The sequence below is a fragment of the Rhizobacter sp. Root1238 genome (assembly GCF_001425825.1).
In the GTDB taxonomy this organism is placed as follows: Bacteria; Pseudomonadota; Gammaproteobacteria; order Burkholderiales; family Burkholderiaceae_C; genus Rhizobacter.
On sequence record NZ_LMDM01000015.1, the window covers coordinates 48,462 to 61,311 of the forward strand.

Annotated in this window: 10 protein-coding genes and 3 tRNA genes; 1 reads left to right on the top strand and 12 read right to left on the bottom strand. The window is 68.1% G+C overall.

All coding sequences use genetic code 11. The features are described 5' to 3' along the window. The first annotated feature begins 189 nt into the window (after positions 1-189). Positions 190-2,334, top strand: coding sequence for a LamG-like jellyroll fold domain-containing protein (locus ASC98_RS13605; protein ID WP_235581258.1), 2,145 nt, complete (start codon positions 190-192; stop codon positions 2,332-2,334). Positions 2,335-2,512: 178 nt separating this feature from the next. On the opposite strand, the gene ASC98_RS13610 is transcribed toward ASC98_RS13605, so the two are convergent. The 12 genes from ASC98_RS13610 to trpB all read right to left on the bottom strand — a co-directional run bounded on the left by ASC98_RS13610 (position 2,513) and on the right by trpB (position 12,848). After that, positions 2,513-2,589, bottom strand: a tRNA-Asp gene (locus ASC98_RS13610). Positions 2,590-2,670: 81 nt separating this feature from the next. Continuing rightward, a tRNA-Glu gene (locus ASC98_RS13615) sits at positions 2,671-2,746 on the bottom strand. Positions 2,747-2,799: 53 nt separating this feature from the next. Further along, positions 2,800-2,875: transfer RNA gene (locus ASC98_RS13620), tRNA-Ala, on the bottom strand. An 87-nt stretch (positions 2,876-2,962) separates the two neighbouring features. Continuing rightward, positions 2,963-4,357 (bottom strand): glutamate--tRNA ligase, encoded by a 1,395-nt coding sequence (gene gltX, locus ASC98_RS13625; protein WP_056811748.1) that lies wholly within the window; start codon positions 4,355-4,357, stop codon positions 2,963-2,965. Positions 4,358-4,367: 10 nt separating this feature from the next. Continuing rightward, on the bottom strand, positions 4,368-5,615 hold the full coding sequence (locus tag ASC98_RS13630) for an O-succinylhomoserine sulfhydrylase (protein WP_056811751.1): 1,248 nt from the start codon (positions 5,613-5,615) through the stop codon (positions 4,368-4,370). Next, complete coding sequence (gene purF, locus ASC98_RS13635; protein ID WP_056811754.1) at positions 5,615-7,144, bottom strand: amidophosphoribosyltransferase; 1,530 nt, start codon at positions 7,142-7,144, stop codon at positions 5,615-5,617. Before purF ends, ASC98_RS13630 begins: the two co-directional genes overlap by 1 nt. 33 nt (positions 7,145-7,177) lie before the next feature. Further along, complete coding sequence (locus tag ASC98_RS13640; protein WP_235581259.1) at positions 7,178-7,678, bottom strand: CvpA family protein; 501 nt, start codon at positions 7,676-7,678, stop codon at positions 7,178-7,180. Next, positions 7,675-8,502 carry an SPOR domain-containing protein gene (locus ASC98_RS13645; RefSeq protein WP_235581260.1) on the bottom strand — a complete coding sequence of 276 codons (828 nt, stop codon included), beginning with the start codon at positions 8,500-8,502 and terminating at the stop codon, positions 7,675-7,677. Before ASC98_RS13645 ends, ASC98_RS13640 begins: the two co-directional genes overlap by 4 nt. A gap of 31 nt (positions 8,503-8,533) precedes the next feature. Next, entirely contained in the window at positions 8,534-9,835 is a 1,302-nt protein-coding gene (gene folC / locus ASC98_RS13650; RefSeq protein WP_056811758.1) for a bifunctional tetrahydrofolate synthase/dihydrofolate synthase, read from the bottom strand. A gap of 63 nt (positions 9,836-9,898) precedes the next feature. After that, a complete protein-coding gene (gene accD / locus ASC98_RS13655; protein WP_056811761.1) occupies positions 9,899-10,771 on the bottom strand; it encodes an acetyl-CoA carboxylase, carboxyltransferase subunit beta in 873 nt (290 codons plus the stop codon). Then, positions 10,768-11,607 (bottom strand): tryptophan synthase subunit alpha, encoded by an 840-nt coding sequence (gene trpA / locus ASC98_RS13660; RefSeq protein ID WP_056811763.1) that lies wholly within the window; start codon positions 11,605-11,607, stop codon positions 10,768-10,770. The genes accD and trpA overlap by 4 nt, the downstream gene beginning before the upstream one ends. Beyond that, the gene (gene trpB / locus ASC98_RS13665) at positions 11,604-12,848 is read right to left on the bottom strand and encodes a tryptophan synthase subunit beta (protein WP_056811766.1); all 1,245 of its coding nucleotides are present in this window, start codon (positions 12,846-12,848) and stop codon (positions 11,604-11,606) included. The genes trpA and trpB overlap by 4 nt, the downstream gene beginning before the upstream one ends. Positions 12,849-12,850: the final 2 nt, after the last annotated feature.

Here is a 12,850-nt window from a genome sequence, read left to right on the forward strand (position 1 = left end):
TGGTGAGGAGGCGGGTAACCATTTGCATCGTCATCAATCGATAAGGATTTCCGGACCTGCCCTCTTCTACGCTCGCCTCTCAACGAGGAGACCTGCGTGTCCAACAGCAAAGTTCAGTTCAACGCTTCGCACCCCGCCCGGCCGGATGTCATGCGCCGCAGGCTGTCCATGGGGCTGGGCCTGCTTCCCATGCTCCCCGCACTGCCGCTGCTGCCGGGCTGCCGTGACGACGACGATGACGCCTCCGCAGATGCCCGCGCTGCCGGCCTGCGGGCTCCGGCCTCGGAGAGCGGCACCTTCCGCCACCCGGGACTGCTGGTCACCGAAGACGACGCCAGCCGCATTCGCGCGCTCATCAAGGCAGGCCAGGAGCCGTGGACTGGTTGGTGGAACAAGCTGTGCGCCGAGCGCAACGCCGCCTTGGACGCCAAGCCCACTCCGCTGCCGGCGGTCTACCGGGCTGACAGCAGCAAGTACGCACTGTATGGCGACATCTGGCGCGCCTGGACCCTGGTGCTGCGCTGGAAGCTCTCCGACCCGCAGGACAACCGCTATGCCGACAAGGCCGTGGAGTTCCTCGACGCGTGGGCGAACACGTTGAAGGAGGTCGGGACGGTTCCTCCCGGATCCACAGCCCATGACGACCACACCTTCATCATCCTGGCCGGCATCCAGGGCCACCAGCTGGCGCAGATCGGCGAGATCCTGCGCACCTACCCCGGCTGGGCGCCGGCGAGCCTGAAGCGCTTCCAGGAGATGCTGCTTAAGGTCTTCGCCCCGGTCTCGTCGTCGTTCCTCAGCGACGGGCGCATCGGGTCCCATGCCAACTGGGACCTGGCCTCGCTGGCCGGCGCCATGGCCATCGGCGTGTTCTGCGACCAGCCCGACCTGTACCGGCTGGCCTGCGATTGCTACGCGGGCAACAACCGCGGCAAGCTCAGGAATTTCGGCAATGGCTCGATCATGCATGGCGTCTACTTCATGCATCCGGGCCACTTCGGGCAGTGGGAGGAGAGCGGCCGCGACCAGGGCCATTCGACGCTGGGCATGTCGCTCGGCGGCGACCTGCTGGAGATGGCCTGGAACCAGGGCGACGATCTCTACGGGATGTACAACAACCGCTTCCTGGCAGCGGCGGAGTACGTGGCGCGCTCCAACCTGCTGGACGAGAACGGCAAGCCCTACCCGCTGCCGTATGCGCGCGAACACAATCCGTCGCAGCCCCACACCTCCCTGTGGACCGAGGTGAACCAGTCGTTCCAGCACGGCCGCAACGCCTGGGAGCCCATCTACAACCACTACGTCAACCGCATGGGACTGGCCGCACCCAACGTCACGCGCATGGCCTTGCAGTGCGAGCCGAAGTACGGCGGCAGCAGCGACGACGTCTGGTGGCCGACGCTGATCCATCGCCGTCCGGGCTATTCCGAGACGATGAAGCCGGCGTCGGGCCTCACCGCCCACCTGCGCGGCGACCGCGTCGTGCTGTCGTGGTGGGGCAGCCTCGGCGCAACCTCGTATGCGGTCAAGCGAGGCCCCGGGGCCGACGGCCCCTTCAGCCTCCTGCGCACGGTGCCGGCGAGCGAGCTGCTCACCTACAGCGATACACCGCCCAAGGGCGTCTGGTTCTACCAGGTCACCGCCCAAGGCGTCGGTGCCCCGAGCGAGGGCTCCAACGTGGCCCGCATCGCCGTTTCGGGCGAGCCCCGCTTGTCGATGCCGCTGAACGGCGTGAACAACACCGGGACCGCCGGCACGCTGTTCACCGCCGCCGGCACCTCGGCCTCGGTGGAGGGCAAGCTGCTGGACGGTGCCGCCTGGGGCGAGGGTCGCCGCAACGACAAGGCCCTCGTGTTCGACGGCAAGAAGGCGGGCCTGCAACTGCCGGCAGGACTGTTCAGCGACCTGGACGACTTCAGCGTGTCCCTGTGGGCCTACGCCAACTCGCTGCACTGGGACAGCTGCCTGTTCTTCGCGGGGCAGGATGCGTTCTCCTGCATGTTCATTGCCCCCCAGGCGGGCAAGGGGCTGCGTTTCGGGATCTACGGCGCAACACACAATGATGCGCAGGTGGTGGAAGCCCCCTGGTTCATGCCGATTCGCCGCTGGGTCCATGTGGCGGTCACGCTGCAGGGCAACACCGGGCGGCTCTACGTCGACGGCACCGAAGTGGCGAAATCCGACGACATCCTGCTGTCGCCGCGCCAGGTCGGCGACCAGGTGACCTTCCTGGGACGCAACTGGTCGCATCCGTCGTTCGACGGCCGCATCCAGGACTTCCGCGTGCATGCTGGCGCGCTGAGTGCAGCAGAGATTGCCGCACTGGCGCAGTGACGATGGAGGATCCGGCAGCGGCCGGATCGTGCTCCCCGCGGCGCGTCGCGTCGCGTGCTGCAACGCATCGAGCAGTGGTCCGTGATTTGGAATTCGAGCGAACCCGCAGCACAAGCTTCAGGCAGCGCTCAGAAGCGGAAAAGCCCTTGCAACTCAGTGAGCTGCAAGGGCTTTTTGTTGGCGGAGTGGACGGGGCTCGAACCCGCGACCCCCGGCGTGACAGGCCGGTATTCTAACCAACTGAACTACCACTCCAATTTCTTCTTACCGCAGCGGGTTTCCGTTTCGATTCGCAGCCTTTCAGCCGTCGACTCTCTGCGCAAGCCCCGCCAAACTTGGCGTCCCCTAGGGGATTCGAACCCCTGTAATCACCGTGAAAGGGTGGTGTCCTAGGCCTCTAGACGAAGGGGACAGAAACTCTTCACATCTTCACCACTTCGAACAGCGCACCCCGACTCGAAGTCTTGGTGGAGGTAAGCGGGATCGAACCGCTGACCTCTTGCATGCCATGCAAGCGCTCTCCCAGCTGAGCTATACCCCCTTGGGTTCCCTGTCGGCCGCTCTTTCGAGCCACCTTCAGACGCTGCGCTGTTCTCACTAGCGAAGACCACGATTATAGGCAGATTTTTCAGGCCTTCTGGAGACGCTCCAGAATTTTTTCGCGCGCGAACAGCTCGAGCACCGCATCGACCGACGGCGTCTGCGCACGCCCGCACACCAGCACGCGAACCGCATGCGCCAGCTGCGGCATCTTGAGGCCATGCGCCGCAAGCGTCTCCTTGATCGCGACCGCGATCGCGGGCTTGCTCCACTCGCTCAGCGCAGCGAGCTTGTCGCGCAGCGTCGCGAGCGCCGGCCTGACCGCATCGGTCACGTGGGCCGCCAGGTCTTCGGCGCTCGGTGCCACGTCGGCGAAATACATCTGCAGCCAGTCGGCCAGTTCCACCGTCGTCGAGCAACGGTCCTTGAACAGGCCGCAGCGCGCGGCCACCTCGTCGTCCGACACGCTGATGCCGCGGCGCGCGAACTGCCCCACCACCAGCGCGGCCAGGCGGCGCTCGTCGATGGTCTTCAGGTAGTGCGCGTTGACCCATGCGAGCTTCGCCGCATCCCACTGCGCCGGGCTCTTCGACAGGTGGGTGCCGTCGAACCACGACACCAGCTGCTCGCGCGTGAACAGCTCTTCGTCGCCATGGCTCCAGCCCAGGCGCGCCAGGTAGTTCAGCATCGCCTCCGGCAGGAAACCGTTCTCCTCGTACGCCGTCACGCTGACCGCGCCGCGCCGCTTCGACAGCTTCTGCCCGTCGTCGCCGAGGATCACCGGCACGTGGCCGAACAGCGGCAGCGGCGCCTTCAGCGCATTGAAGATGTTGATCTGCCACGGCGTGTTGTTCACATGCTCGTCGCCGCGGAACACGTGGCTGATCGCCATGTCCCAGTCGTCGACGACCACCGCGAAGTTGTAGGTCGGCACGCCGTCGGCCCGCATGATGATCAGGTCGTCGATCTCCTTGTTCGCGATGCTGATCGGGCCCTTGACCAGGTCGTCCCAGGTGACGATGCCGTCGTGCGGATTGGCAAAGCGGATCACCGGTTCCACGCCGGCCGGCAGCGCCGGCAGCGTCTTGCCCGGCGCGGGGCGCCAGCGGCCGTCGTAGTGCGTCTTCTCGCCGCGCGCACGTTGTTCCTCGCGCATCACGTCGAGTTCCCCGGGCGTCGTGTAGCAGCGGTAGGCGCTGCCTTCGGCGAGCATCTGGTCGACCACCGCGCGGTAGCGCTCGAGCCGCTGCATCTGGTAGATCGGGCCCTCGTTGTAGTCGAGCCCGAGCCAGCGCATCGACGCGATGATCTGGTCGACCGAATCCTGCGTCGAGCGGGCGACGTCGGTGTCTTCGATGCGCAGCACGAACTCGCCGCCGAAGTGGCGCGCGAAGGCCCACGAGTACAGCGCGGTGCGGGCCGTGCCCAGGTGCAGGAAGCCGGTGGGCGACGGGGCGATGCGGGTGCGGATCGGTCGGGTCATGGTGTCGGGATCAAAGGAAATCGAGGCCGGCCAAGCCACGCAGCAGGTCGGCCTTCAGGTCTTGCACGTCGTCCAGGCCGACGGCCACGCGGACCAGGCCCTGCGTGATGCCGGCGGCCTGGCGCTGGTCTTCGGTCAGGCGGCCGTGCGAGGTGCTGGCCGGGTGCGTGATCGTGGTCTTGGTGTCGCCCAGGTTGGCGGTGATCGAGCAGACCTGCGTCTGGTCGATCACGTGGAAGGCGTTCTTGCGCGCGCTCGTGGCGTCGGTGCTCTTCACGGTGAACGACACCACAGCGCCGCCCGAGCCCGATTGCTGCGCCATCGCCAGGTCGTGCTGCGGGTGCGAACGCAGGCCGGGGTAGAACACCCGCGCCACCTGCGGCTGCTGCTCGAGCCAGCCTGCCAGTTCAAGTGCGCGATCGCCCTGCGCCTGCATCCGGATCGACAGCGTCTCCAGGCCCTTCAGCACCACCCAGGCGTTGAACGGCGACAGCGACATCCCCGCGCTGCGCATCACCGGAACGAACCTGTCGTTGATCAACGACTCCGGTCCGCAGACCGCACCGGCGATCACGCGCCCCTGCCCGTCGAGGTACTTGGTGCCCGAATGCACGACCAGGTCGGCCCCGTACTCGATCGGCCTCTGCAGCGCCGGCGAGCAGAAGCAGTTGTCGACCGCCAGCAGCGCGCCGGCATCGTGCGCGATCTGCGCCAGCGCACGGATGTCGCAGACCTCGGTCAGCGGGTTGGTCGGCGATTCGGCGAACAGCAGCTTCGTGTTCGGCTTCACCGCCCGCCGCCAGTCGTCGGGATCGGTCTGCGACACGAACGTGGTCTCGACGCCGAACTTCGCGAACTCGCGGCCGAACAACATGATGGTCGAGCCGAACACGCTGCGCGAGCAGATCACATGGTCGCCGGCCTTCAGCAGCGCCATGCCGAGCAGCAGGATCGCGCTCATGCCGCTGGCCGTGCCGATGCAGGCCTGCGCGCCTTCGAGCGCCGCCAGGCGGCGCTCGAACATGGTCACCGTCGGGTTGCTGAAGCGCGAGTAGATGAAGGCGTCTTCCTCGTTCGCGAAACGCGCGGCGGCACTCGCCGCGTCGGGCTGCACGAAGCTGCTGGTCAGGAACAGCGCCTCGGAATTCTCGCCCCACGCGCTCGGCGGCAGGCCTTCGCGCACGGCCAGCGTGTCGCGCCGCACGTCGGCCGGCAGCTCGACGCGCGGAATGCCTCGCTTCGCCGGCGCGCCGGCCATCAGCCGCGCTCCGTCGTTGCGCTCTGCAGTGCGAGGCGCGAGCGGTCGGCGTTTTCCTCCTCGTCGCCGCCCTGGGACTTCCGCTGCGTGGCGATCGCGTCGAAATCGGCGGCCGTCACGTCGCCGGTCACGTAGTAGCCGTCGAAGCACGAGGCCTCGAAGCCGTTCAGCGTCGGGTTCAGCGCGCCGACGACCTTCTTCATCGCGGCCACGTCCTGGTAGATCAGCGCGTCGGCGCCGATGAACTGGCGGATCTCCTCGATGCTGCGGTTGTGCGCGATCAGCTCTTCGCTGGTCGGCATGTCGATGCCGTACACATTCGGGAAGCGCACCGGCGGCGCGGCCGACGCCATGTAGACCTTGCGCGCACCGGCGTCGCGCGCCATCTGCACGATCTCCTTCGACGTGGTGCCGCGCACGATGGAGTCGTCGACCAGCAGCACGTTGCGGCCCTTGAATTCCACCGCGATCGCGTTGAGCTTCTGGCGCACCGATTTCTTGCGCACGCCCTGCCCCGGCATGATGAAGGTGCGGCCGACGTAGCGGTTCTTCACGAAGCCTTCGCGGTACGGCTTGCCGATCTTCTGCGCGAGCTGCATCGCCGAAGGGCGGCTCGATTCGGGGATCGGGATCACCACGTCGATCTCGTTCGGCGGCATCGTCGAGATCAGGCGCTGCGCCAGCGTCTCCCCCATGTTGAGGCGCGCCTGGTAGACCGACACGCCGTCCATCACCGAATCGGGCCGCGCCAGGTACACGAACTCGAACATGCAGGGGTTCAGCGTCGGGTTCTCGGCGCACTGCTGCGTGTGGATCTTGCCGGCCAGGTCGACGAAGATCGCCTCGCCCGGCGCCACGTCGCGGATCAGCTTGCGGCCGGTGCCTTCGAGCGCCACCGATTCGCTGGCCACCATCACGTCCGGGCCGTCGGGCGTCATCACTTCGCCGAAGCACAGCGGGCGGATGCCGTACGGGTCGCGGAAGGCCAGCAGGCCGTAGCCGGCGATCAGCGCGACCACCGCGTACGAGCCCTTGATGCGCTTGTGCACCGCGCCGACCGCCTTGAAGATCTCGTCGGTGGTCAACGGCAGGTTGCGGGCGGCCATTTCGAGTTCGTGCGCGAGGACGTTGATCAGCACCTCGGTGTCGCTCTCGGTGTTGATGTGGCGGCGATCGACGTCGAACAGCTCCTGCTTCAGCGAATGCGCGTTGGTCAGGTTGCCGTTGTGCACCAGCACGATGCCGAACGGCGCGTTGACGTAGAAAGGCTGCGCCTCTTCCTCGTTGTAGGCGTTGCCGGCGGTCGGGTAGCGCACCTGGCCCAGGCCGACGGTGCCCGGCAGCCCGCGCATGTTGCGGGTGCGGAACACGTCGCGCACCATGCCGCGCGCCTTGTGCATGAAGCACTTGGTGCCCTGCATCGTGACGATGCCGGCGGCGTCCTGGCCGCGGTGCTGCAGCAGCAGCAGCGCGTCGTAGATCATCTGGTTGACCGGCGTCTTCGAGATCACGCCAACGATGCCGCACATGGGAGAGTCCTTGCGTTGTTCAACCGGTCCGCGTCATGCGGGCAGGTGGGAAGAGAGTTGAGGCGGAAGCAGAGGCTTCAAGCCCGCCAGGGCTGCATTGAGCCACGGCGCGCCGGCCGATGCGCGCCAGGCCGGCGATGTCACCAGCGGTGTCATGCCCACCACCATGCCGACAGCCAGCAGCACGACCACGCCGCGCAGCAGTCCGAAGAAGCCGCCGAGCAGGCGGTCGATGAGGCTCAGCGGCGTCACGTGGATCAGGAAGCGCAGCAGCCGCGCCAGGATGCCCCAGACGATCAGCGCCGCGACGAAGGTGAGCGCGAACGCGGCCGCCTGGTTGATGCCGGAGCCGATGCGGCCGACCGGAATGTGCGGTGCGACCATCGGCGTCAACCATTGGGCAGCGAACCAGGCCGCGAACCAGCCGACCAGCGACAGCAGCTCGAACACCAGGCCGCGCACGAGGCCCACCAGGACGGAAAGGCCCAGGATGCCGAGAAAAATTGCATCGACCCAGCCCATCGGCGCCGTCACAGCGTCAGGATGGCCGACGGCAGGCCGGCGGTCTTGATCTTCGCAGCCGCCTTGTCGGCCTCGTCGCGCGACGCGAACGGGCCGACCCGCACGCGGATGCGGTTGCCGGCCGAGGTCTCGACCACCTGGGTGTAGGTCTTCAGCCCGAGCTTCTCGACCTTGTGACGGGCATCGCGAGCGGCCGTCAGCTCGGCGAATGCACCGACCTGCACGACGAAGCGGCCGGCGGCCTCGGGCGTCGCGGGCTTGCCGTCGAGCAGGGCCTGCACGCGGGCGCTGTCGTTGGGCTTGGCGGCGGGCTTGTCGGTCGGCTTGCGCTCGACCGGCGCAGGCGCAGGCGCGGGTGCCGGCGTCGGCTTCGGGGTGACCGCGGCCACGACCGGCGGCGGTGCCACCGCAGCCGGTGCCGAGGCCGGCAGCTCGCGGCCCGCATCGGCGACGTTCTCGGTGATCACGCTCGGCGGCAGCGGCGCCGGCTTCGCGGCGGCGGCCCTGACACCGGTCGATGCAGGCGCCGGCGCGGGCGCGGCCGAGGTGTCGCGCCGCAGCTCCACCGGCGTGTCGACCGGCAACGGCCGCGGCTGGGTTTCGAACAACAGCGGGAAGCCGATCACGCCGGCGATCACCAGCACGGCCGCGCCGACGAGCCGCTGGCGCGCGCGCGTGCGGGCCTGTGCGACGGTGTCGGGAGATTCGGCCACCGGGGGCGCCTTCGCCTTGGACGAGGCCTTGGCAGCGCGGTCGGACACGTTGTTGGGCGCGCTGTTGGGCATGCCATTGGCCGCATTGCCCGTGTTGCGCTTCAGGAAGGACAGCAGACCCATGAAGAGCTGATTCCAGGTGAGCAGAGAGCGATCAGCTCAGGTGCTTGGCAGAGAGACGGGGGATGCCGTCCTTCAGCACGCCGCCCACGGTGAAGAACGAGCCGAAGACGACGATTCTATCAGCCGGGTCTGCGGTCACTATCGTCGCGCGCAGGGCCTCGTCGGGGTTCGTGTGACGGAATGTGGTGACCGGGCCCGGGCCCTTCAGCGCAAGGCGTTCGTGCAGTTGCTGCAGATCGGCCGCGGTGGCCGCCCGCGCGATCGGCAGGTCGGTGAAATGCCACGTGTCGACCAGCGGCGCCATGCGGCGGATGATCGCTTCGAGGTCCTTGTCGGCCATCGCGCCGAACACCACGTGCGTGCGCGGGAAGAAACCCATCTGGTCGAGGTTCTCGGCCAGCGCGCCGACCGCATGCGGGTTGTGCGCGACGTCGAGCACCAGCGTCGGCTGGCCGGGCACGATCTGGAAGCGTCCGGTCAGCTCGACCGACGCGAAGCCGTTGCGCACCGCCTGCGCGGTGATCGGCAGCCGGTCGCGCAGCGCCTCGAACGCGGCCAGCGCGGCCGACGCGTTCAGCAGCTGGTTCGCGCCGCGCAGCGCCGGGTAGGCGAGTCCGTTGAAGCGCTTGTCGCGCCCGCCCCAGCCCCATTGCTGCTGGTCGCCGGCGTAGTTGAAGTCGCGGCCGAGCAGCCGCAGGTCGGCACCGATCTCGGCGGCACGCGCGACGATGCTGGCCGGCACCATCGGGTCGCCGACCACCACCGGCTTGCCGGTGCGCATGATGCCGGCCTTCTCGCGGCCGATCGACTCGCGGTCGGTGCCGAGGTAGGCGGTGTGGTCGATGTCGATGCTGGTGATGACCGCGCAGTCGGTGTCGATCGCGTTGACGGTGTCGAGCCGGCCGCCGAGGCCGACCTCGAGGATCACCATGTCGAGCGGCGCGCTCGCGAGCAGCCGCAGGATCGCCATCGTCGTGAACTCGAAGTAGGTCAGCGGCATGCCGGCGCGCGCGTCCTCGACGGCCTGGAAGTGCGGGATCAGCTCGGCCGCGTCGACGCTGCGGCCGTTCACGCGGCAACGCTCCTCGAAGTGCACGAAGTGCGGCTTGATGTAGAGCCCGACGCGGTAGCCGGCCTGCAGCCCGATCGATTCCAGCATCGCGCAGGTGGACCCCTTGCCGTTGGTGCCGGCCACCGTGATCACCGGCACCTGGAAATCGATGCCCAGCCGCTGCTTGATCAGCAGGCTGCGCTCGAGGCCCATGTCGATGTCCTTGGAGTGCAACTGCTCGCAGTGGGCGAGCCAGTCGGCGAGGGTGGTCGGTGTGGCCATGGTGGTGTCAGAAGAAGGAAAGGCGGCCGAGGCCGCCTTTCAGTGGGGCAGCGAGGTTCGGTGTCAGGCCACCGCGTCGGCGCTCTGGCGCTGCAGCATCGCCAGCGAGCGGGCGATCGTCGTGCGCAGTTCGCGCCGGTCGACGATGCCGTCGATGGCACCGGTCTTGACCAGGAACTCGGCGCGCTGGAAGCCCTCGGGCAGCTTCTCGCGCACGGTGTTCTCGATCACGCGCGGGCCGGCAAAGCCGATCAGCGCCTTCGGCTCGGCCAGCACGATGTCGCCGACGAACGCGAAGCTCGCCGAGACACCGCCCATCGTCGGATCGGTCAGCACGCTGATGTACGGCAGCTTCGCCTTCGCCAGCAGCGTCAGCGCGGCATTGGTCTTGGCCATCTGCATCAGGCTCAGCAGGCCCTCCTGCATGCGCGCGCCGCCAGTGGCCGCGAAGCTGACGAACGGCACCTTCTGCTCGACCGCCGCCTCGACGCCGCGCACGAAGCGCTCGCCGACCACCGAGCCCATCGAGCCGCCCATGAAGTCGAACTCGAAGCAGGCCGCCACCAGCGGGATGCTGAGCACCGCGCCGCCCATCACGATCAGCGCATCGGTCTCGCCGGTGCTCTCGAGCGATTCCTTCAGCCGTTCGGGGTAGCGCTTGCTGTCCTTGAACTTCAGCGCGTCGACCGGCAGCACCTCCTGGCCGATCTCGTAGCGGCCTTCGCCGTCGAGGAAGGCATCGAGCCGCGCGCGGGCGCGGATGCGGTGGTGGTGGCCGCACTTCGGGCAGACGTTGATGTTCTGCTCGAGGTCGCTCTTGTAGAGCACGGTGTCGCACGACGGGCACTTGATCCACAGGCCTTCGGGCACCGTGCGGCGCTCGCTCGGGTCCGTCTGCTGCATCTTCGGCGGAAGCAGTTTCTCGAGCCAACTCATGCGGGAGCTCCTTTCAGGGTATCGAGGGCGGCGCGGATCTCGGCGATGAACGCCGCGGCCGCGGGGACGACATTGTCGCGCGTCTGGGTGTCGAGCAATTGCACGATGCGGGAGCCGATGACCACCGCATCCGACACCCTGGCGACCGCGATGGCGGTCTCGGCGTCGCGGATGCCGAAGCCTACACCCACCGGCACCTGCACATGGGCCTGGATCCGCGGCACCATCCGGGCCACCGCGTCGGTGTCGAGGTGGCCGGCGCCGGTCACGCCCTTCAGCGACACGTAGTAGACATAGCCGCTCGCGATGCGGCCGACGTCTTTCATGCGCTGCTCGGTGGACGTGGGCGCGAGCAGGAAGATCGGGTCGAGCTGCTTCGCCTTCAGCCGGGCGGCGAAGGCCTCGCATTCCTCGGGCGGGTAGTCGACGACCAGCACGCCGTCGACGCCGGCCTCGGCGGCATCGCGCACGAAGGCGCTCTCACCGGCGTCCGCGGCATGGCGCTGGTCGTAGCGCTCCACCGGGTTCGCGTAGCCCATCAGCACCAGCGGCGTCGTCGTGTTGCGGGCCCGGAAGCCGCGCACGTAGTCGAGCACCTGCACCATGCCGATCTTCTTCGCCAGCGCGCGCTCGGCGGCCTTCTGGATCACGGGGCCGTCGGCCATCGGGTCGGAGAACGGCACGCCGAGCTCGATCACGTCGGCGCCGGCATCGGCCATCGCGAGCATCAGCTCGACCGTCGCATCCGGGTACGGGTCGCCGGCGGTGATGTACGGGATCAGCGCCTTGCGGCCTTCCTTCTTCAGTGCGGCGAAACGGTTGGCGATGCGGCTCATGCGGCCCCCTTGACGGTCTGGCCCGCTTCGGACGGTTGCGCATAGACCTTCTGGCCCGACAGGTCGGCGACGGTGCCGATGTCCTTGTCGCCACGGCCGGACAGGTTGACCAGCAGGTGCTGGTCGGGGCGCATCGTCGGCGCGAGCTTCATCGCATGCGCGACCGCATGCGAGGACTCCAGCGCCGGGATGATGCCCTCGGTGCGGCACAGGTAGTGGAAGGCCTTCAGCGCCTCGTCGTCGGTGATGCCGACGTACTCGGCACGACCGGTGTCCTTCAGGTACGCATGCTCCGGGCCGACGCCGGGGTAGTCGAGGCCGGCGGAGATCGAGTGCGTCTCGATGATCTGGCCGTTCTCGTCCTGCAGCAGGTAGGTGCGGTTGCCGTGCAGCACGCCGGGCGAGCCGGCGCTGAGGCTCGCGGCATGCTTGCCGGAGTCGAGCCCCTGCCCGGCCGCCTCGACGCCGATCAGCCGCGTGCCGGCATGCTCGATGTAGGGATAGAAGATGCCCATCGCGTTGCTGCCGCCACCCACGCTCGCGATCACCGCATCGGGCTGGCGGCCGGCGAGCTCGGGCATCTGCAGCAGGCATTCGTCGCCGATCACGCGCTGGAAGTCGCGCACCATCGCCGGGTACGGGTGCGGGCCGGCCACCGTGCCGATGATGTAGAAGGTGTTCTCGACGTTCGTGACCCAGTCGCGCAGTGCCTCGTTCAGCGCGTCTTTCAGCGTCTTCGAGCCGCTCTCGACCGGCACCACGCTCGCGCCGAGCAGCTTCATGCGGTAGACGTTGGGCGACTGGCGCTTGACGTCTTCGCTGCCCATGTAGACGACGCACTCCATGCCGTAACGCGCACAGATGGTGGCGGTGGCCACACCGTGCTGGCCGGCACCGGTCTCGGCGATCACGCGCGGCTTGCCCATGCGGCGGGCCAGCAGCGCCTGCCCGATGGTGTTGTTGATCTTGTGCGCGCCGGTGTGGTTGAGGTCCTCGCGCTTCAGGTAGATCTGCGCGCCGCCCAGTTCGCGGCTCATGCGCGCCGCGTGGTAGACCGGGCTCGGCCGGCCGACGAAGTGCTTCAGTTCGCGCTGGTACTCGGCCAGGAAGGCCGGGTCGCGCTGCGCCTCGGCGTAGGCCGCTTTCAGTTCATCGAGCGCGTGGATCAGGGTCTCGGCGACGAAGGTGCCGCCATAGGGCCCGAAATGCCCGCTGGCATCGGGCTGCTGGTATTTCGACATGG